The following is a 20,093-nucleotide window of genomic DNA, read 5'->3' as shown; positions in this document are numbered from 1 at the left end:
ATGAACAATCAATTTGCGCGAAGCGGAGGAGCTCTAGCTTCACAATTACAAGGACTTGGTATAACTAACGCCAAAGTGTTAGAGGCAATTGCATCGGTACCTCGTCACCAATTTGTTGAGCAAATTTTAGCGCACAAGGCCTATGAAAACACTGCGTTACCTATTGGTAATGGTCAAACGATCTCTCAGCCATACATTGTCGGTAAAATGACTCAGTTATTAGTAGACCACGGAGTCACTACTAATGTTTTGGAAATTGGTACGGGTTCTGGTTATCAAGCGGCCATTTTAGGACGCGTGTTTGACAAGGTTTTTTCAGTTGAGCGTATCCGTCACTTACAACTCGTTGCTAAGCGTCGTTTACAAAGTCTTGATATCTATAATGTTCAAATGAAACACGGTGATGGGTGGCAAGGTTGGCAGTCGAAAGCGCCATTTGATGCAATTATTGTTACGGCGGCACCTGACAGCATCCCTGTTGCATTAAAAGAGCAACTTGCCGAAGGAGGCATCTTAGTTATTCCAGTCGGCACAACACAGCAAAAATTAGTCACAGTTGTAAAACGCAACGGTGAGTTTATCGAAACCATTCACGAGGCGGTAAAGTTTGTTCCTTTGGTCGCTGGAGATACTATGTAATGAAAGTGTTTACTCAGTTGTACGATGCATGTATTCGTTGGGCAAAACATAAATATGCGACGTTTTATTTAGCTTTATTGACCTTTTCTGAGTCGGTGTTTTTTCCTATCCCACCCGACGTTATGCTCGCTCCGATGGTGATAAGTCAGCGCCAAAAAGCTTGGTACCTAGCGTCAATTACTACAATCGCGTCAGTAATTGGCGGAATCGTCGGTTATTTTTTGGGAGCATTCCTGTACGAGCCTGTGGTGTTACCATTTATTGAAATGATGAATTATCAAGATAAGTTTGCTGCAATTGTGGGTTATTTTGACAAATATGGCGTGTGGATCGTGTTTTTGGCGGGTTTTACGCCAATTCCATATAAATTATTTACTGTCAGTGCAGGCATGTTAGCCATGACATTCTGGCCATTTGTTATTGCATCTGCGATCGGTCGAGGTATGCGGTTCTTTTTAGTTGCAGGGATCTTGTACTTTGGCGGAGAAAAAATGGAACAAAAGCTTCGTCAGTATGTCGATGCTATTGGTTGGGCTGTTGTCGGCTTAATTGTATTTTATCTAATTTACAAACAAGTGAGTTAATGAAACTAGTTGTTGTTGGTTTATTTTTATTAATGATTGTTGGGTGCTCCACTCGGAAGTACCCTGCGCCTATTGTCCAGATAGACCAAAGCCACAGCCCTTATTCAGAAAGCCACAGGAATTCTCTCGATTCCGATTTTTATACCGTCAAAAAAGGCGAAACTTTATACTCGATTGCGTGGCGCGCTGGCATCGATTTTAGGTTGCTGGCACAGATGAACAATATCAAAAAGCCCTATGCAATATACCCGGGTCAGAAGATAGCTTTATCGCAAAAAGTCGCAAAATCCGTTAAATATCAAAAATCAAAGGCTGCTGTTTCTAATTCAAATACAAATCAAAAATTTAATAAAAAAACTATTGCAAAAGAAAAATCAGAGGAGTACGGTAAAAAACAAGCGGATCAAAAAACAAAAAAATCGGTAACGCAAAACGTTAAAAAAGAAGTAAAAAATGATTCGTTTCCAAGCAAGGTTCGCCACTGGCGTTATCCTAGCAACGGAAAAATTATCGATACCTATTCCACTAGGGAAAACGGAAATAAAGGAATCGATTTCGGAGGCCAAAAAGGCGATCCCATTCTTGCCGCAGCAGATGGCAAAGTGGTTTACGCAGGTAGTGCGCTAAGAGGGTTTGGTAATTTAATTATTATCAAACACAACAATGATTATTTGAGTGCTTATGCCCACAATCGTGTTCTTAAAGTGAAAGAGCAGGATTGGGTTAAAGCAGGTCAATTGATAGCGGAAATGGGCGACTCTGGAACCGATAAAGTCAAATTGCACTTTGAAATCCGATTTCGTGGTCGAACCGTCAATCCTCTCAAATACCTGCCAAAACGGTGATAAGCATAGATCGTTAACCTGACATGCCTACGAGCAATGTCGATAGGAGGCGTACTATGAGTCAAGAACTTGTACACGAAGTGGAAGAAAGCACAGTAAAAGCAGATGTCGACTTTGAATCAAGCGATATCAATGAAGTCAATGACACTCAAGAGAGTGACAAAGACGAGGAAGTCGTGCTAAAAGCTGAACAGCCAAAGAACTTAGATGCAACCCAAATCTATCTTAGTGAAATTGGTTTCTCACCATTACTTACAGCGGAAGAAGAAGTATATTTTGCTCGTAAGGCATTGAAAGGCTGTGAAGCCTCTCGCAAACGTATGATTGAAAGTAACTTAAGACTGGTTGTTAAAATAGCTCGTCGCTATAACAACAGAGGCTTAGCGTTACTTGATCTAATCGAAGAAGGTAACTTAGGTCTAATTCGCGCCGTTGAAAAATTTGATCCTGAACGTGGGTTCCGCTTTTCGACTTATGCAACTTGGTGGATCCGTCAAACCATCGAACGCGCGATTATGAATCAAACACGCACGATCCGATTGCCTATTCATGTAGTAAAAGAGTTAAACGTTTATTTAAGAACCGCTAGAGAGCTCGCCCAAAAGTTGGACCACGAGCCTACTGCAGAAGAAATCGCTGCACAGCTAGACAAACCTGTTGAAGACGTTTCAAAAATGCTTCGCCTCAATGAGCGTATCAGCTCAGTTGACACACCAATTGGTGGTGATTCTGACAAAGTTTTACTGGATGTGATTGCTGATGAGCGTGGCAAAGGGCCAGAGCATACAACGACTAATGATGACATAAACAACAACATCGTCAGTTGGTTAGAACAACTCAATCCAAAACAACGCGAAGTACTAGCACGTCGCTTTGGATTGTTAGGCTATGAACCATCAACCCTAGAGAATGTTGGCAAGGAAATCGGTCTAACTCGCGAGCGTGTTCGTCAGATCCAAGTTGAAGCGCTTCGTCGACTAAAAGACATGGCTCTACATGAAGGATTAAATATGGAATCCTTATTTCAAGTTGAAGAAATGTAACCTGATTATTAGTAGTTCTTGTATTAGGTAAAAAGCTCGCAGTTGCGAGCTTTTTTTTGTTAAACTCAGGCGTCCAATAGAGGTACTTATTCTCTAATTGTTAGAAACCGAGTTAAAGTTTAGTGAACATTTATAAGCAACTGTTATTAATTTTTTTATTATTGCCAGCGTTAGCCAACAGTAATGAAGTAGTAGGCAAGTCCAATAACACCCCAAATGTAGTCACATTACGCACTCCCCCACCTATTGAACAAGGTTATTACGTCCGAGATTTGTTGGTAGAGGCGTACCAAAAAATTGGTTACGAAATTGATTTTATTTCACTACCTGCGACTCGAGAACTAAACTTGGCCCAAGAAAATAGAATATCTGGCGTGCTAGCCAAAGATATCGTAGTCGAACAAAACTTTCCTGAGTTGATTAGAGTGCAATTTCCACTGTTCGAATATCAAGTTGTTTATGTTGCCGATAGACGTGAGTGTGGGTATTGCTTTTTAGATTCTATTACAGCCATTGGTTATCCACGTGGTGGTCAGGTGTTTCCCCCACTTATTAAAAAGTTTTTTCCCAATGCTACAGCAACAGATCTAAGCTGGACGAGTAATGTAGAGGAAGTTGTTTCGAAAGGCCGGCTTCCCTCGTTTATGACAACTAACATAGGTTTTTCAAAAGTGGTTTGGGATAACCCACACACAATTGTTCACGAACTCGATCGCCGCTATGATTTTCATTATTTATCTCCGGGTGCCGGACACTTAAGAGAAAAGCTTGAAGAACAATTAAATGAAATGAAGCGCTCAGGCCGTATTGATGAGTTATTGGAAAAACATGGGTTATTAGAAGATAAGTCGACGAAAGTAGCGTTTGAGCGTGAAAAGGTAAAAGCTGTTTCAGGGTACTGGGCCGAATATACTGAGCAAGATGGCTCTGGGGTTTACTGGGATATTGTTGATACCGCTATGCACAGAAGAGCTGTTGTCGAAAAAGAAGCTACCGAATGGGTGCGCGCCGTTAGGCTTTTTGAAAACGGCAAAGCGGATATGTTAGTTGGAGCCTACAAAAATCTTCCTTCAGGTTATTTATCTTCTAAATATCATATCGATTACGAATCTGAAGCTGTATCAGTCGCGAAGTCACAGGATATATTAGAGCGATTTGAACAGGGTGATTTAAACCTTAGTGTATGTGCGTCAGAGACGATAGAACTTGTCAGAAGAGAAGCCAGCAAGCGTGCTTTTATATATTATTCAGAGTTTTCCAAATGCTATGAGCTATTTGAAAGCGACCGAGTTGACCTTATAGTTGACTACCCTTACAACTTAGGCGAACTAATGGAGCAATTTCCGTCTGCTCCGTTTTATCCATCGCTGCCGTTATATGTACTTTTTCATAACAATGAAGAAGGTAAATTACTAAAAGAGCAATTTGATCAAGGTATGGAGCGTGCGGCCAAAAAGAATAAATTGGCCGAGCTGTTTTTGAGTGAAGAGGACTATGTCTTTGCAAGGATGACGGAGCTTCAATCAGCCAGTCCTCCTTAGCAATTATTGTAATTGATGCTTTATCTTGCTCAGTAAATCCCATGCTTGGCGAGGAGAAAGGTCATCCAAATCAGTGCCACGAATAATGTCAACCACTTGCTGGCGTTCCAAATCTAACAAGTTTAACTGACCATTAGGTACTGATGTTGTCGTTGATGACTCCAGTACGCCATTATTTTTTGCTTCTTCATTGTGGCTAACTTCAAGTGCATGCAGCTTATGTTTGGCAAAGTTTAATACTTCAGAAGGTAAGCCTGCTAACTTGGCAACTTGGATTCCGAAGCTTTTACTTGCTGAGCCTGTTTGTACAGCGTGCATAAAAACAATGTCATCGCCGTGTTCCTGTGCGTCTAAGTGAAGGTTGATTACACCCTCGTGGTTATTTGCAAATTCTGTAAGCTCAAAATAGTGAGTCGCAAATAAGGTCAGAGCTTGGATTTTGCTTGCTAAATATTCAGCACTTGCCCAGGCGAGACTTAAACCATCGTAGGTACTAGTACCTCTGCCTATTTCATCCATCAATACAAGTGAGTGAGCACTCGCATTGTGCAAAATGTTTGCTGTTTCTGTCATTTCAACCATAAACGTTGAACGGCCAGAGGCAAGATCATCAGAAGCACCGATTCGGGTGAAGATTCGGTCAATTTCGCCTATTTGAGCCCGCTCTGCGGGAACAAACGAACCAATGTTGGCCATGAGTGTTATTAAGGCTACTTGGCGCATAAACGTCGATTTACCACCCATATTTGGGCCGGTGATCACAGCTAAACGTTGTTTATCCGACAAAGACACAGGATTGGCGATAAAGGGGTCTGTCATTACTTGTTCAACAACCGGATGACGACCTGCTTCTATGTTGATAACTCGGCCATGGACTAATTCAGGTTTATAGTAATTGAGGGTCTCTGCGCGTTCTGCAAAGTTACACAAAACGTCAGTTTGAGCCAAAGCATCCGATAACAATTGTAATGGCTCTAAATTTTCTACTAAGGCTTCGATAATTTGTTCGTACAGGCGTTTTTCTAGTGCAAGAGAACGACTTTGACTCGATAGAACTTTTTCTTCGTGTTCTTTTAACTCTGGAACTATATATCGCTCGTTGTTTTTTAACGTTTGACGTCGAATGTAATGATCCGGAACCTGCGCTGAATTCGCTTTACTGACATCGATATAAAATCCGTGAACTTTGTTAAAGCCTACTTTTAAGGTCGAAATACCCGTTTGTTCGCGTTCGCGCTGCTCGAGCTCTTCAACAAAACGTGTTGCACCGGCACTAAGCTCCCTCAGTTCATCGAGCTCTGCGTTATAGCCAGGCTTAACCACACCGCCATCGCGAATAAGAACCGGCGGGTTGTCGATAATTGCACTATCCAAAAACGCAGCAACTTCAGGCATAGGATCGATTTGTTGATCAAGTACTTTTAGGCGGCTTGCATTTAATGTCGTTAATACCGACTTTATTTCGGGTAATGCTTGTAACGCATTTCTCAATCGAGCTAAGTCTCTTGGCCTTGCTGAACGAATAGCCAGTCGGGCAACGATACGCTCTATATCACCGATTTGTTTGAGGCTAGTTTGAAGAGACTCGAATGCCCCGGTTTGCAACAGGTTTTCTACGGCATCAAGTCTGCCATTGACTTCCATTTGTTCACGCGATGGCATATGAATCCAGCGTTTTAACAAACGGCTGCCCATAGGTGTAGAAGTGTTGTCTAAAACACTTGCTAGAGTATTGTCTTGTCCACCCGAAAGGTTTTGGGTTAGTTCTAAGTTTTTTCGCGTAGCTGCATCGATTAAAATAGACGATGCGGTTGACTCAACTCGAACAGAACGAATATGTGGTAACGCCGTGCGTTGCGTGTCTTTTACGTATTGCATCAAACAACCTGCAGCTGCGATACCGCAAGGGTGGTCCATCACACCAAATCCAGTCAATTCACGGGTGTTAAATTGCTGATTTAAGACTCGATGTGCGGTTTGTAAATCAAATTCCCACTCGGGCCTGCGACGCGCTCCTTTTATGTGGCTAAGCAAATGAGTCGCAACAAAGTCTTCTGGGTACAAAAGTTCCGCTGGATTTATTCTCGATAGCGTCGCTTGTAAATCTGCTTCAAGTTCAAATTGGTTTATTAAAAACCGGCCGCTATTGATATCCAAATAGGCCAAACCAAAGGTCGTTTTGTCTTTTTGAGTATGGCTAAAAACCGCCGAAATTAAGTTGTCTTGACGGTCTGGAAGTAGGTTTTCATCGGTGACCGTGCCAGGTGTTACGATTCGGACTACTTTGCGTTCCACCGGTCCTTTGCTGGTGGCCGGGTCTCCGACTTGCTCACAAATAGCTACCGATTGACCAAGCTGGACTAATCGCGATAAATAGTTATCTACTGCATGGTATGGAACACCCGCCATCGGGATCGGTTGGCCGTGTGCAGTGCCGCGTTTTGTCAGTGAGATATCTAATAGATCTGCCGCTCTTTTGGCGTCATCAAAGAAAAGTTCATAAAAGTCACCCATGCGATAAAACAGTAAAATGTCTTGGTGATCTTTTTTGATCTTTAAAAACTGCTGCATCATTGGTGTTTGTGCAGAGATGCTTTCATTACTGTATAAATCTATCATTGGTATCTATAAACTAAACGCGAAAAAACAATATTGTTATTGTCACAAATTCATTTACATCTGTCTTGTAAAAATACGATTTAAGCCTCTCATTATGCGGTAACTGACTACAGAATCTACTTTGGGAATAGTTAAAAAGGAAATGGTATGGAACAACTGACATTGGCAAAACAGCTGGTAAGCCGATTACTCACACTGAAGAAGAAAATAACCACTGCCGAATCTTGTACAGGAGGCGGTATTAGTGCCGCTATTACGGATGTTGCGGGAAGTTCTTCAGTATTTGAATACGGCTTTGTAACCTACAGCAACAAAGCTAAGCAAGATCTTTTGGGTGTTCAGGACTGTACTTTGCAAAACTACGGCGCAGTATCTTCACAAACAGTAGAAGAGATGGCAAAAGGGGCTTTGACAGCAGCGGGTGCTGATTTGGCTATATCCATAAGTGGTATTGCTGGTCCTGGTGGAGGTTCAGAAACGAAACCCGTTGGGACAGTTTGGTTTGCCATAGCCAATTTAAACAACCAAAATAATCAAATATCCGTTACAACTGATCATCAGTGTTTTAGTGGTGACCGAATTGAAGTGCGACGAAAGTCGGTGAAACACGCATTAGAGCTAGCTTTGAGTAAGTTAGATTAAATTATTTTTGAAAAAATGTTCATACAGTATTGATACTGTTTAATTATACAGTATACTCACTGCATTGATTTGGCAGCTTGCCTAATTTTTAGAATTTCTGGAGAAATAAATGGACGCAAATAAAGAAAAAGCACTCGGTGCCGCGTTGCAACAAATCGAACGCCAATTTGGTAAAGGTTCGATTATGAAACTAGGTGATAGTAAAGCGCTTGATATTGAATCGGTTTCTACAGGTTCATTAGGTCTTGATATCGCACTAGGTATAGGCGGTCTACCGTGTGGTCGTATTATCGAAATTTATGGTCCAGAGTCTTCAGGTAAAACAACCTTAACATTACAAGTCATTGCCCAAGCCCAAAAACAAGGTAAAACTTGTGCGTTCGTTGATGCCGAGCACGCCCTAGACCCGATCTATGCAGCAGCGCTAGGTGTAAATGTTGACGAACTTCTGGTTTCTCAGCCTGATACAGGTGAGCAAGCGCTAGAAATCACCGACATGTTAGTACGCTCTGGTGCAGTAGATGTATTGATTGTTGACTCGGTAGCAGCATTGACACCAAAAGCAGAAATCGAAGGTGACATGGGTGACTCACACATGGGTCTTCAAGCTCGATTGATGTCACAAGCACTTCGTAAGTTAACGGGTAATATCAAGCGCTCTAATACGCTTTGTATCTTTATCAACCAAATCCGTATGAAAATTGGTGTTATGTTTGGTAACCCAGAAACAACTACTGGTGGTAACGCACTTAAGTTCTACGCGTCAGTACGTTTAGACATTCGTCGTATTGGTTCTGTTAAAGAAGGCGACGAGGTAATAGGTAACGAAACGCGAGTTAAAGTCGTTAAAAACAAAGTAGCACCTCCGTTTAAACAGACTGAATTTATCATCATGTACGGTCAAGGTATCTCGAAAGAGGGCGAATTGATTGACCTTGGTGTTAAGCATAACGTAGTTGACAAATCTGGTGCTTGGTATGCGTACGGCGGCAGTAAGATTGGCCAAGGTAAAGCAAACTGCATTAAGTTCTTGAAAGAAAACACCGACGTAGCGGAAGAAATCGAACAAAAACTTAGAGATATGTTGTTACTTCAAGCAACAATCAAAGACGAAGAAGCAGAAGATAAAGATGCTACTTTAGAAGGTTAATTAACCTTCTTTACAGAATGACCCTTGTAAAGTCGCTATTTCCTTTTTGGGATTAGCGACTTTTTTTATGATTAAAACCTGAGTTGGGATATTAAAGAGTATTTGGTTTGGTCTTGCTGGCCTCGCCAATTAGTCCACAACGTTCTGTTTTGATTATTACTATCTACATACGTTACTTCAGCACCTAAATGCCATGTTTGGCCAAACCAACCTGACGTTGGGACGTAACGCCAATTTAAGGTCCAACTGTTTCCTTTGCTTTGATTTGGATCGAAAGAGTTGAGGTCTTTGTCATTAACGTCAAAGGCGTCATAGCGCACGGTAAATCTGTGTTGTGCGAGTTTTTTGTTATATAAAAGATACCAGGCTTGGAAGTCATTATGAACACCACCAAGGTTGTCGCCCATTTCTGTACTGCCATTCATATATTGAAAAAGAACCCGAGAGTCTCGATTTAACTTGTGCAATACCGAGAGTGAGGCGAATTTAGTTCGCCAACTATATTGCATATCCGGTTCTAAACCGAATGGGTCTGCTAAGTTATCGTACAGATATACTCTAAAATCTGTGCGCTTTAAGTATTGATAATGAGCCCCTAAGTAAAAGCCAACTCTACCATCGGTTTCTTTATTGATATCAACATAGGTGGGGTTAGGGTGCTCAACAGGCATGAACTGAAAATAATTGGCAAAGTCGACTTTTTCACCAATTACTGATTGACGATTGTGAATGGCCCAACCACGCCATGATAATAGCGATGCTACGCCATCATTTTGTTGGTAGGCGGCGGCGACAAACTCATAGCTATGAGGCGATCGGACTTGACGTCCCGGGCGGCTTATTGTCCATTCTATACCCAATGGACGAACTTCCTCCGCAACCCAACTGTTGATGGCCGAAAAATTGAAAGTGTAAGGTGACGTCCAGCCTATATCTGTATTTTCTAAACTAAACTCAGGATAAAAGTAGCCAATCCTGAGTTGATTTCGTATTCCTCTTAATCGGCCCTTAGTCGGAAGTGGGCGATAATTTAGATGGAATTCTGTGGCGCCAAAGTGTTCATTACCATCTAGATTACTTTGAAGTACAGAAGTAATACTCCATTCAACATTTATATCAGCATGTAACTCGACAGTGGCAAAATCCAATCCTATGTTGAGCCCTTCATTTTCTCTTAGCACACCAGTACCACCGTCTAACCATGGCGACAGCCAGGGGGCAGAATGGTCAGAGTAATGTAGTCCAAATTGGGCAAGTCCATTGACTTCAATTTGGTCAACGGCTGCAACAGTATTACTTGCACCCATAATTAACAGTACGGCTATGTTTGGAATTGTCTTTTTATTGATCTGCGGTAACTTTTGTATGTTTTGAATCTTTGTCATCCGAACTAAATACTCCACTGTTTCCCATCAGCCAGGCTTTTAGAAGTTTGGCTTCAAGTGGTTTACTCATGAAATAGCCTTGGCCTGTTTCAACACCCAAGTCGGCAAGGATTGCCATGGTTTCTTGGTTTTCAATTCCTTCAGCAACTATGGTAAGTCCAAGGTTATGAGCCAAACTCGTAATGGATTTGACGATGATCATGTCATCACTATTGTTCGACAGGTCAAGAATAAAGGATTTGTCTATTTTAAGTTCATCTACCGGTGTTCGTTTTAGTTGCTCCATAGAGGAGTAACCTGTACCAAAGTCGTCAATGGAGAGCTTAATGTTCATATTTCGCAACATGTTAAGGGCGGTAATAGCTTGTTCAGGATCAGCCATAATTGCGCTTTCTGTTACTTCAAAAATCAACACGTTGGGTTCGACTTGATACTTGGATAGCAGGTTGGCTACAAAAGGAGGCAATGCGAGATCAATCAAATCAACAGCAGAAATATTGATCGCCATTTTAATATCAAAACCATGCTCTTTTAATGCGAGGTGTTGTTTGATGGACTCTTCGATTGCCCAATGCGTTAAATGACGAATGTTTCCGGTTTGCTCAGCAAGAGGAATAAATTCGTCAGGGAAAATATAGCCATGTTCAGGATGACGCCAACGAACTAATGACTCGACACTGACTATTTTACCTGTCTTAAGGTCAACTTTAGGTTGATAGTTAAGCTGCAGTTGACCCTTTTCGATACCACTTTTTAATTCGGTCATTAAACTCAATCTTACTACCGAGTACTTATTAGAAGCCGCGACAAAACGACTTACATTGTGGTGCATCTCTTTGCACTCATACAATGCGATATCGGCAAATTGCATTAACTGTTCTGGTGACTGGCTATCTGTTGGATAAACTGATACGCCGATGCTGACAGACACGTCTAAAGCGACGTTTTTCACTATAAATGGTTGGTCAAATATATGGCTCAATTGATTCGCTGCTACCATCGCATTTTGTTCATCTTCCAAAGGAATTATGGCCGCATATTCATCACCATCAAGATAGGCCAAAAAGGTACTTTCTGATTTATTGTCATCCAATCGCTGGGCAATAGACTTTAACACTGCATCGCCAAACTCATGCCCAAGGGTATCGTTGATATCTTTAAAGCGATCGACATCCATCCAAAGAACAGCAAATGCTTGGTTTGGATTATTGGTAATAAGTTGATTTATTTGTGATGCAAAATAGATCCTATTGGGTAACTCCGTCGCTGCACTGAAGTAGGCCAATTGGTAATTTTCTTTTTCCCTATTTTTTATCGCCTCTTGCATGTCTGACAAAGCCATGGAGAGGGATTCTACTTCATCGAGTGATTTATCTAGCTGAATGACCGGGTATTTACCCTTGCGTATTTCGTTGGCGACGTCTGCCAGCATTCTAAGAGGTCGAGCAATACTCTTTGAGAAAGAGAAGGTTAAAAATGATATTAGAATCAAAATAACCACAATCGCGGCACTCAATTGAATGATCAGGTTGTCATAATTTAAGTGGGCTTGATGACTAGGCAGAGTAAAGAATACTTCTATAGGCTCGTCTTGCAGTCGGCTCAGAAGGGTTTTGTAAACCACGACCTCTTTATTATTTATATTTGCTTGGCGCTGTTCTTGAGACTGTTGTCTCGAATTGGTTGTTGGTATTGTTGCAAGCCCTTCCGTTAAAGCTGTCAGAGACATATTTGGATTGGTGGTGGCTCGTACTACACCAAGATAGCGAATACTGATATCAAAGTTAGTAATGGTTCGTAAGTCTTGGCTTAATAATTTAGCGACTTTTATACCACCCACGAGCCAAGCATCTGGGTTCGGAACGTTTTCAACAAATTTTACTGGCTGAACAACAACTGCATAAAGCTCCTGTTGGTGAAAAATAAATTGTAGTGGTTGTAAATTAGTTTCATTTACTGAAGCTTGCTGTGGAAAGGGTAGGTCTTGAGTAATGGCGGTTTTATTTCTGTCGTATACGACAATAAAGTCGTTTTTTAACCGGCTTTGATAGTTTTTTAAAGCAAGGGCTAGAGACTCTGTATCGGTACTACTACGTCGGATTAATGTCTTAATCGAAAAATCTCTACTTGCCGTCGCTAATCCACGACGCAAAGCTAAAATATCGGCTTCTAATTTGTATTGTAAAACGGAGGAGGAGCTTTTGTAGTGCGCTTTAAGTTGATTGGATGAATGTTGGTACGTCTGCGTCAGAGTTACGGCCAGCACGGCACTCACCGTGATGACAAGGGCAAACATGAATAATAAAAAGTTACGGTTTTGTAGTGAACGAAAATTAATACGCATCGAACTCATCCACATCATTGAATTCGTCCAGGCCAGGCAATAAAGGATCGCTTAGGGTGATACTCATACTTTGTTTGCCCTGATTTGTGACTTGCAAGGTTTGTTTAAAATTGAGATCGGTTTTCTGTAAAAGTGGGCTATGGATGGCAATCTCGTATTCACCTTTAGGAAGTTCTATTGTTATTAGCCCTGATTGATTGGTTTTTCCAAAAAAAGGAGTATCAACGACAAATACATACCCCAACATCCAGTCGTGTATGTTACAGCCAAGAGTAACTGTCCCTTCATTTTCAAATGGTAGAGGTTCTGGTTTTTGATCTTTATATAATTTTAATTCGAAAGTTTTGGCCTCAGAAAATGAATAAACGTGGTGCTGGACTGAATCCGAGTTTGGAAAACTAATTGGTGCGCCTTTTTGGGCCATTAAGATATGGGGAACAAACTGAGTGTTTTGCTGATCCATTATTTGTGGTTGAGGAGGTGTGTTTGAATAGGGCTCCGGTAAAGTGAATTTGGGAACAAAAGATACCCCAATATTTTCGGCAACCTGTTTGTCATGTGTTAACACTAGTAGGTTCAATGACGTAGCGACAGCAGTGTGACTAAAACTAATACAAAATAAAGTGGCAAAAAAAGAACTAAGTGTCCGAGCTACATACATAAAAGCCTCATAAAGCGAATCGGCAAAAGTGGAAAGTTACAGGACCATTCAATCAGGTAATGTTAAAAACAGCAAGTGGCCTTGTTGATCAATTTCAAACTCAAATTGTGATAAGAAATTCATTCCTAACAGACCGTCGTATGGCACGTTAAATTCCAAAAGGGCAATCGAGGTGTCATAAACTACAAAGTCATTGATCTTGATTTCAACTGGATAAAGGACAGCACCCTCTACTTTACCTCCTGCAGTATTAAAGGTTTGGCGACGAATTTCGTCTGGGTTGAGCGGTTGACTCATTCGGTTATAGGCATCTTGAGTCAATACTGTTTGAGATGCGCCGGTATCAATTAATAAATTAACTTCATTATCGTTGATCATAACGGTTACTAAGTAGTGAGCGCCCCACTGACGTAGTGGAATTGCTTTACTTGAGCTCAGAGCTAGCTCTTGAGCAAAACTCAACTGATTAGAAAAGTGATTCAAATCTGCTTTTGCGGCATGAACATGAGACCATTCTTGAATGAAATACTCGAGCTCCTGATAGCGTTTTGCATCTAAAAGTCGATTGGCGTGTTTATGAGCTAACTCTCCCCAACCTTCTTGTTCGAGTAGGGTATCTTGGTATTGCAGATATAGTGATTCTAGGGTTAACCAATCATTACTGAGGGCTAAGTCTTTTCCATAGCGGTTTAAGGTATAGAGCAAAAGGGTACGGGCACGTGTTGTTTGCTCGTGACTTTGTGCATACTGCAACGCTTCGTATAAGTGACTCGCGGCTTCATCAAAATCGCCGAGCTCACCTTGGAGCTTACCTAAACGCATTAACAACAACGGCTCATAAGGCCACTGTTGTAGCCACTGGTTAATTTGATGGATTTGCTGTGCGTAAGGAGTGTTTGCCATTTCAGGCAACTGCGATAACGCGTCGGTCAGCTGTGTAGTAGAACTTTGAGGTGATGAGTTTTGAGATAATGAGTTGACTTTTGGGTTATCAGTTAAGCGCTTATTATTTGATGTGGAGTATATTAACTCTTGAGAGTCGACAGACGTTTGTTCACTGATACTCGTTTGATGATCTAGAACTTCAGGCTGTGTTGTAACTCGCTCTATCAACAAATAAATAATAACCGACAACGAGATGAGAAGTGCGACGACCAAAGACTTAATGGTGGTTTTGTTCATCGCAGTTCTCTCTTGGTTTAGACTATTTAATTAATTGATATTGTTCGTTCAAGATATCAATAATTTCTTGTTTTGGATCGTCAGAAAGGTGAATTTTTTGTCCGGTAATCTTTTCTGCTATACCTCTATATGTTTCTGAAACTTGCATCATAATTTCCAGCGGTAATGCGTTATTTTTGGCAAGTGCAAATCGTTCAGGCATGCGGTTTTTGTTTAACAGAATATCGGGATCGTCAAAGCGATTGAGCAACAATTGACGGAAGCCTTCTTTTGAGTTTTCTACAACGTTTCCTTTGCGATATTCAGTGCCATCCCAAATGCGCGATGAATCAGGGGTACCGACTTCATCCATGTAAATTAGTTTATTTTGTCCAGCTGCATCTTTTACATAACCAAACTCAAACTTGGTGTCGACAAAGATCTGATCAATTTTCTCAAGCTCTTTACTAATCAGGTTAAAGCCGTCTTTCAGAAGTTGTTGATATAAACTAACGTCGCTTTTAGATAAAAAGTTAAATTTATCAAAGTGAGCCAGAATATCTGCGTTGCGAATATTGGCATCATCGGCTTCTGGGACATTTGGGATACCTTTGAGAACACCTTTGGTTGACGGAGTGATTAAAATCTCTGGAAGCTTTTGATCTTTGCTCAATCCCTCAGGTAATTCAATCCCACAAAACTCTCGCTCACCATTGGCATAACTGCGCCACATTGAACCAGTAATGTATTGTCTTGCAATGGCTTCGATCATGACGGGTCTTGCCTTTTGCACAATCCACACAAAAGGGTGGGGAATGTCCAAAATGTGACTGTCGGCAAGCCCTTGTTCTTTGAAACATTTAAACCAGTGGTTCGAAACAGCATTTAACGCGGCGCCTTTACCCGGTACGCCATTTAAACCATCTTCACCATGCCAGACACAGTCGAACGCTGAAATACGATCGCTGATAACCATAATAGCTAAGGGTGTGGATGGATCGACATCATAACCCTTTTGTTCAATCAATCGGCGGCTGTCCTGTTCGGTTAGCCAGTAGACTGAGCGTACTTTTCCACTGTGTACAGGTAGATCGGTTTTGATCGGAAGGTCATCGTTTACAGCAAGAACGGATTTTGCCAGAGTCATTTTGTTTTAAATCCAAAAAAAGAGGGGATCGGTGTGGCTCTAAAGTCTAGCAAATGCGTAAAAAACAAAAAAGGCCGAAATATCGACCTTTTGTTAATTTTGACAAATATTTGTAAGTAAAATGACCTACAGCTTGAATTTAGACGCTGCTTCTAACAAGTCATCAGATAATGTGTGTAGGCTCTTAGATACATCTCGGATACCGTCTAATGCTTCTAGTGAGCTACCGATTGACTTGTTCATATCGGTAACATTGACCATAACCGTATTAGCTACCGATGTTTGTTGCTCTGTGGCAGTTGCGATTTGAGTATTTAAACCGTGAATTGTATTGATGTGTTTGGCAATTTTGTCGACTGATTCACCAGTTTGTGCCGCATACTGCTCATTGCGTTCTGCTTGTGCACTTGCACTTTCCATCGACTCTACCGAAGCGGTTGCTGCATCGGTTAGGGCATTTAATAACTCACGGATTTCAGTTGTTGATTTTGAGGTTCTTGATGCTAGTTCTCGAACTTCATCCGCAACGACTGCGAAACCTCGACCTTGTTCACCTGCACGCGCTGCTTCAATTGCCGCATTTAGTGCAAGAAGGTTGGTCTGTTCTGCGATAGACGTAATAACATCAAGGATCTGGTTAACGTTTTGAGTGTCTTCCGCCAGTTTATGGATAACTGATGAGGCACCTTTTATCTCGTTGTTTAGCGCTTGAGAAACGGCCATCGAGCGACTCAAAATATCTAGACTTTGACGTGCTTCCTGCTCTGCGTTTTCGGTCGCAACTGCGGCCTCATTTGCAGATCCTGAAATTTCATTAACACTTTGATTCATCTCTTCCATGGATTGTTTCACCATTTCAGAGTCTTCGCTTTGTTTGTGCATTGATGACTCTGCAATTTCCATTCGCTGAATCAGTCGAGTTGAGTTGTCTAATAAAGGTTGAACCACAGCCATAACATCGCTGATCGCACTGCGAAGCACTTCCATAAAGCTGTTGAAGTTTTTGGCCATTTGACCAATTTCATCTTCACTGGTGACATTGAGTTTAGATTTTAAATCACCGTCACCCTGAGCTAACTCACCAAGCGTTTCTGCAGCATCTTGGGCTGCTTGACGAATAACTTTGCCGATAAAGAAACCCAGTGCAACAACAATAAGAGTAAGTACAACAGCTATTACAATACTCTGCAAAATGGTGCTTTCTGAGCGAGCTTTAGCGTTTTCAGCTAACTCAACGTATTCGCGATCTGATTGCGACTTGTATTGGTCAAGGTTTTCATTCAGACGTTGAAAAAGCTCAGACTTTTCTTTACTTTTTTCTTGGATAACATTGAAGTCGGCACTGCCAGATATAAACGATACAACAATGTCTTTAGCGATTTCGTTATATCTGTCTAACGTCGACTCAAACTGATTGAGTTTTTGCAGGTTTGTTTTGTCTAAGGCTTTAATCTGCTCGATGTTCGCAGTAAGCGTTTTGTATTGTTCTTCAGCAGTGTTGATTAGCTCTTCATCACCAAAAGAAACCGCTTGTGTATATAACTCGTCAATACGGTTAATGATAAAAGAGTTTGCGGTTGATATTTTGGCGATCTGATAACGTTTGTCTTTGAGCTCATCAATACTCACGTTGTTTTGTTGATTCGCCAAGGCATTTAATACAATTACGATAATCAATGCGACCAACGCAATCAAGGTAATGGTATTTATTTTTATGAAAACACTTAAGTTTTGAAAATTTTTCACTGCTTCTACCTGTTATATTTTCCAAGCCTAGAGTATATCGGCCTTTGTGACAGTTGCCTTAGCTAAAATTAAGCCAATACGTGCTAAGTGTATACTTAGTAGCCATTAACGGCTAATGTAACTAGTTGTATCGACTTAAGTTTAGTCAAAGAATCCGTTCTAACAAGAAGTAGTGAAATATTTCTTAACTTCTGATCCCAATTCCTTTATTGATTAGTGTCATTGCGATGCTAAAAAATATCACAACAAAGGCGATAATCATCGCGATCGCAATTGATAAATCCACATCAGACACACCTAAAAAGCCATATCTGAACGCATTTACCATATAGACGATAGGATTAATTTTGGAAACTCCCTGCCAAAATTCAGGTAACAAACTCAAACTATAAAACACCCCACCTAAATAGGTCAGCGGCGTTAAGATAAACGTTGGAATGATTGAGATATCGTCAAATGAATTAGCAAAAATCGCATTCATCAAACCAGCTAAAGAGAATACCATTGATGTCATTAACACAGTCAAAACCAAAATACTGATGCTGTGAATTTGTATATCAACAAATAACATAGACACGCAGGTTACGATTAATCCGACAAGTAGGCCTCGAAGCATCCCCCCACCAACGAAACCTAAAACGATAACGAAATTTGGTACCGGGGCAACCAGCATTTCTTCAATATTGCGTTGGAACTTTGCACTGTAAAAAGAGCTTGCAACATTGGAATAGGAGTTCGTGATTACTGACATCATGATAAGACCTGGAACGATGAATGACATATAGTCAAACCCACCCATCTCACCAATACGAGATCCGATTAAATTACCAAATATGACGAAATATAATGTCATCGTGATTGCCGGCGGAACGAGAGTCTGAACCCAAATTCTTAAAAAGCGCGTGCATTCTTTAATTAATATCGCTTTTAATGCAATAGAATAATTACCCATTATGCCGCTGCTCCTTTTTTACCTTCTTCGACTAAACGAACAAACAGCTCTTCTAGTCGGTTTGATTTGTTTCTCATGCTCAACACCTGAACCCCTTGTTCTGTTAACTGACTAAATACGGTATTTAAGCCTTGCTCTTTGGCGACTTCAATTTCTAACGTATGGTTGTCAGTCGCCGTGCAATTAAACCCTTCTAATCTCGGAGCCTCTTCAAACTCAGTCGTATCAAGGATAAAGGTTTCGATATTGAGTTTGGCCAACAAGCTCTTCATCGAGGTATTTTCTCCGATCACCCCTTTGTCAATGATGGCAATGTTGCGGCATAACATTTCGGCTTCTTCGAGGTAATGCGTCGTCAAGATGATCGTAATGCCTTGCTTGTTGAGGTTCTGCAAGAACTCCCACATACTGCGACGAATTTCGATATCAACTCCTGCTGTTGGCTCATCTAAAATGAGCAACTTCGGCTCGTGCATTAACGCTCGAGCAATCATCAAGCGGCGTTTCATACCACCAGAAAGAGAACGAGCGGCAGCATCACGCTTTTCCCACAAGTCAGTTTGTTTTAAGTATTTCTCAGCACGCTCGAATGCGGTTTTACGGTCAACCCCATAATAACCGGCCTGATTGACGACAATCTGCTGAACAGTCTCAAATTGGTTGAAATTGAACTCTTGTGGAACGAGCCCTATATGTGATTTGGCCGCTTCTAAATCGGTGTCTATGTCATTACCAAATACTTTTACCTTTCCGGCTGTTTTGTTTACTAACGAGCTGATAATACCAATGGTTGTCGATTTACCAGCACCATTTGGGCCTAACAATGCGAAGAAATCGCCTTGTTCTACGTTGAGGTTAATGCCTTTAAGCGCCTCAACGGTTCTACTTTTAGATTGATACGTCTTTTTTAAGTCCGTAATTTCGAGTGCGTACATAACTAACGAGTCTCGCTTGTGTCGTGATTTGCGTTTATTTAGTGTAGCCCCAGCGCGGCACTAGGGTCTGGTCGATGTTTAAATGATCCATAATACGAGCGACCATAAAGTTGACTAAGTCTTCGATGCTATTGGGGTGATGATAAAACCCTGGAGCTGCTGGCATAATTGTCACGCCAAGATTAGACAACTTTAGCATATTTTCTAGATGAATAGATGAAAACGGGGTCTCTCGTGGTACTAGTATTAGCTGGCCACGTTCCTTAATAACAACATCGGCAGCACGCTCTAGTAAATTGTCTGATGTACCTAACGCGATGGATGACAATGTACCCGTAGAGCAAGGTACTACAACCATTTGTTTAGGGGCGGCAGAGCCTGATGCGGGTGGAGAAAACCATTCGTCTTTTCCTAACACAACGATTTGCTGTTGTTTGGCCTTGAAATAGTCTTGGCACCAATCCGTCGCCTTAGCTGGATTACCAGGCATTTCTAGTTCGGTCTCAGTTTTTAATACGACTTTGGCAGCAGAGCTGAGCAGCAAAAATATTTGGTAGTTGGCGCTGACAAGCTGTTTGATTAATTCGATAGCATATGGGGCTCCAGAAGCCCCGGTCATTGCAACGGTAATGCGACCTGAAAAAGACGCATTGTGGTAGGACATAGTGTCACTTGCAGACATGATACAGAGATCCTTTG

The 20,093-nt window shown here is 41.3% G+C and carries 17 protein-coding genes; 7 read left to right on the top strand and 10 right to left on the bottom strand.

Annotated elements, in window-relative coordinates; all coding sequences use genetic code 11:
* The 5 genes from J1N51_RS07080 to J1N51_RS07060 all read left to right on the top strand — a co-directional run bounded on the left by J1N51_RS07080 (position 1) and on the right by J1N51_RS07060 (position 4,652).
* Positions 1-639: a protein-L-isoaspartate(D-aspartate) O-methyltransferase gene (locus J1N51_RS07080; protein WP_208833224.1), complete on the top strand. Its 639-nt coding sequence runs from the start codon at positions 1-3 to the stop codon at positions 637-639.
* Positions 639-1,223, top strand: coding sequence for a YqaA family protein (locus J1N51_RS07075; RefSeq protein WP_208833223.1), 585 nt, complete (start codon positions 639-641; stop codon positions 1,221-1,223). The genes J1N51_RS07080 and J1N51_RS07075 overlap by 1 nt, the downstream gene beginning before the upstream one ends.
* A complete protein-coding gene (locus J1N51_RS07070; protein ID WP_208833222.1) occupies positions 1,223-2,068 on the top strand; it encodes a peptidoglycan DD-metalloendopeptidase family protein in 846 nt (281 codons plus the stop codon). Before J1N51_RS07075 ends, J1N51_RS07070 begins: the two co-directional genes overlap by 1 nt.
* A 56-nt stretch (positions 2,069-2,124) precedes the next feature.
* Positions 2,125-3,111, top strand: coding sequence for an RNA polymerase sigma factor RpoS (gene rpoS, locus J1N51_RS07065; protein ID WP_208833221.1), 987 nt, complete (start codon positions 2,125-2,127; stop codon positions 3,109-3,111).
* 122 nt (positions 3,112-3,233) lie between these two features.
* Positions 3,234-4,652 carry a hypothetical protein gene (locus tag J1N51_RS07060; RefSeq protein WP_208833220.1) on the top strand — a complete coding sequence of 473 codons (1,419 nt, stop codon included), beginning with the start codon at positions 3,234-3,236 and terminating at the stop codon, positions 4,650-4,652.
* Positions 4,653-4,655: 3 nt separating this feature from the next.
* Here J1N51_RS07060 and mutS read toward each other — a convergent pair whose 3' ends face one another.
* Positions 4,656-7,271 carry a DNA mismatch repair protein MutS gene (gene mutS / locus J1N51_RS07055; protein ID WP_232842881.1) on the bottom strand — a complete coding sequence of 872 codons (2,616 nt, stop codon included), beginning with the start codon at positions 7,269-7,271 and terminating at the stop codon, positions 4,656-4,658.
* A gap of 147 nt (positions 7,272-7,418) precedes the next feature.
* Here mutS and J1N51_RS07050 point away from each other — a divergent pair, with 147 nt between their 5' ends.
* Both J1N51_RS07050 and recA read left to right on the top strand, forming a co-directional pair.
* A complete protein-coding gene (locus tag J1N51_RS07050) occupies positions 7,419-7,913 on the top strand; it encodes a CinA family protein (protein WP_208833219.1) in 495 nt (164 codons plus the stop codon).
* 109 nt (positions 7,914-8,022) lie between these two features.
* On the top strand, positions 8,023-9,063 hold the full coding sequence (recA, locus tag J1N51_RS07045) for a recombinase RecA (RefSeq protein WP_208833218.1): 1,041 nt from the start codon (positions 8,023-8,025) through the stop codon (positions 9,061-9,063).
* A 71-nt stretch (positions 9,064-9,134) separates the two neighbouring features.
* On the opposite strand, the gene J1N51_RS07040 is transcribed toward recA, so the two are convergent.
* From J1N51_RS07040 to J1N51_RS07000, 9 genes are all read right to left on the bottom strand, one after another.
* Entirely contained in the window at positions 9,135-10,448 is a 1,314-nt protein-coding gene (locus J1N51_RS07040) for a hypothetical protein (protein ID WP_208833217.1), read from the bottom strand.
* The gene (locus tag J1N51_RS07035) at positions 10,405-12,792 is read right to left on the bottom strand and encodes a GGDEF domain-containing phosphodiesterase (RefSeq protein ID WP_208833216.1); all 2,388 of its coding nucleotides are present in this window, start codon (positions 12,790-12,792) and stop codon (positions 10,405-10,407) included. The genes J1N51_RS07040 and J1N51_RS07035 overlap by 44 nt, the downstream gene beginning before the upstream one ends.
* A complete protein-coding gene (locus tag J1N51_RS07030) occupies positions 12,782-13,453 on the bottom strand; it encodes a cupredoxin domain-containing protein (RefSeq protein ID WP_208833215.1) in 672 nt (223 codons plus the stop codon). The genes J1N51_RS07035 and J1N51_RS07030 overlap by 11 nt, the downstream gene beginning before the upstream one ends.
* Before the next feature lie 48 nt (positions 13,454-13,501).
* Entirely contained in the window at positions 13,502-14,635 is a 1,134-nt protein-coding gene (locus J1N51_RS07025; protein ID WP_208833214.1) for a retropepsin-like aspartic protease, read from the bottom strand.
* 22 nt (positions 14,636-14,657) lie between these two features.
* Complete coding sequence (locus tag J1N51_RS07020) at positions 14,658-15,761, bottom strand: phosphoribosylaminoimidazolesuccinocarboxamide synthase (protein ID WP_208833213.1); 1,104 nt, start codon at positions 15,759-15,761, stop codon at positions 14,658-14,660.
* A 126-nt stretch (positions 15,762-15,887) separates the two neighbouring features.
* Positions 15,888-17,507, bottom strand: a complete 1,620-nt coding sequence (locus J1N51_RS07015) for a methyl-accepting chemotaxis protein (protein ID WP_208833212.1) — start codon at positions 17,505-17,507, stop codon at positions 15,888-15,890.
* 184 nt (positions 17,508-17,691) lie between these two features.
* Positions 17,692-18,459: an ABC transporter permease gene (locus J1N51_RS07010; RefSeq protein WP_208833211.1), complete on the bottom strand. Its 768-nt coding sequence runs from the start codon at positions 18,457-18,459 to the stop codon at positions 17,692-17,694.
* Positions 18,459-19,394: an ABC transporter ATP-binding protein gene (locus tag J1N51_RS07005; protein WP_208833210.1), complete on the bottom strand. Its 936-nt coding sequence runs from the start codon at positions 19,392-19,394 to the stop codon at positions 18,459-18,461. The genes J1N51_RS07010 and J1N51_RS07005 overlap by 1 nt, the downstream gene beginning before the upstream one ends.
* 34 nt (positions 19,395-19,428) lie before the next feature.
* Positions 19,429-20,076, bottom strand: a complete 648-nt coding sequence (locus J1N51_RS07000) for a flavin prenyltransferase UbiX (RefSeq protein ID WP_232842880.1) — start codon at positions 20,074-20,076, stop codon at positions 19,429-19,431.
* Between the last annotated feature and the right edge of the window lie 17 nt (positions 20,077-20,093).

Origin of the sequence: Psychrosphaera ytuae (assembly GCF_017638545.1) — a bacterium.
GTDB lineage: Bacteria > Pseudomonadota > Gammaproteobacteria > Enterobacterales > Alteromonadaceae > Psychrosphaera > Psychrosphaera ytuae.
Note: the sequence above shows the minus strand (reverse complement) of the source record. Positions and strands in the feature narration are given on the sequence as shown.

What these genes read in the sequence shown, in the direction of transcription:
- J1N51_RS07040 (WP_208833217.1), bottom strand. Translation starts at nt 10,448, where the DNA reads ATGACAAAGATTCAAAACATACAAAAGTTACCGCAGATCAATAAAAAG.
- J1N51_RS07000 (WP_232842880.1), bottom strand. Translation starts at nt 20,076, where the DNA reads ATGTCTGCAAGTGACACTATGTCCTACCACAATGCGTCTTTTTCAGGT.
- J1N51_RS07070 (WP_208833222.1), top strand. Translation starts at nt 1,223, where the DNA reads ATGAAACTAGTTGTTGTTGGTTTATTTTTATTAATGATTGTTGGGTGC.
- J1N51_RS07075 (WP_208833223.1), top strand. Translation starts at nt 639, where the DNA reads ATGAAAGTGTTTACTCAGTTGTACGATGCATGTATTCGTTGGGCAAAA.
- J1N51_RS07080 (WP_208833224.1), top strand. Translation starts at nt 1, where the DNA reads ATGAACAATCAATTTGCGCGAAGCGGAGGAGCTCTAGCTTCACAATTA.
- J1N51_RS07010 (WP_208833211.1), bottom strand. Translation starts at nt 18,459, where the DNA reads ATGGGTAATTATTCTATTGCATTAAAAGCGATATTAATTAAAGAATGC.
- J1N51_RS07025 (WP_208833214.1), bottom strand. Translation starts at nt 14,635, where the DNA reads ATGAACAAAACCACCATTAAGTCTTTGGTCGTCGCACTTCTCATCTCG.
- rpoS (WP_208833221.1), top strand. Translation starts at nt 2,125, where the DNA reads ATGAGTCAAGAACTTGTACACGAAGTGGAAGAAAGCACAGTAAAAGCA.
- J1N51_RS07005 (WP_208833210.1), bottom strand. Translation starts at nt 19,394, where the DNA reads ATGTACGCACTCGAAATTACGGACTTAAAAAAGACGTATCAATCTAAA.
- recA (WP_208833218.1), top strand. Translation starts at nt 8,023, where the DNA reads ATGGACGCAAATAAAGAAAAAGCACTCGGTGCCGCGTTGCAACAAATC.
- J1N51_RS07030 (WP_208833215.1), bottom strand. Translation starts at nt 13,453, where the DNA reads ATGTATGTAGCTCGGACACTTAGTTCTTTTTTTGCCACTTTATTTTGT.
- J1N51_RS07035 (WP_208833216.1), bottom strand. Translation starts at nt 12,792, where the DNA reads ATGCGTATTAATTTTCGTTCACTACAAAACCGTAACTTTTTATTATTC.
- J1N51_RS07020 (WP_208833213.1), bottom strand. Translation starts at nt 15,761, where the DNA reads ATGACTCTGGCAAAATCCGTTCTTGCTGTAAACGATGACCTTCCGATC.
- mutS (WP_232842881.1), bottom strand. Translation starts at nt 7,271, where the DNA reads ATGATAGATTTATACAGTAATGAAAGCATCTCTGCACAAACACCAATG.
- J1N51_RS07050 (WP_208833219.1), top strand. Translation starts at nt 7,419, where the DNA reads ATGGAACAACTGACATTGGCAAAACAGCTGGTAAGCCGATTACTCACA.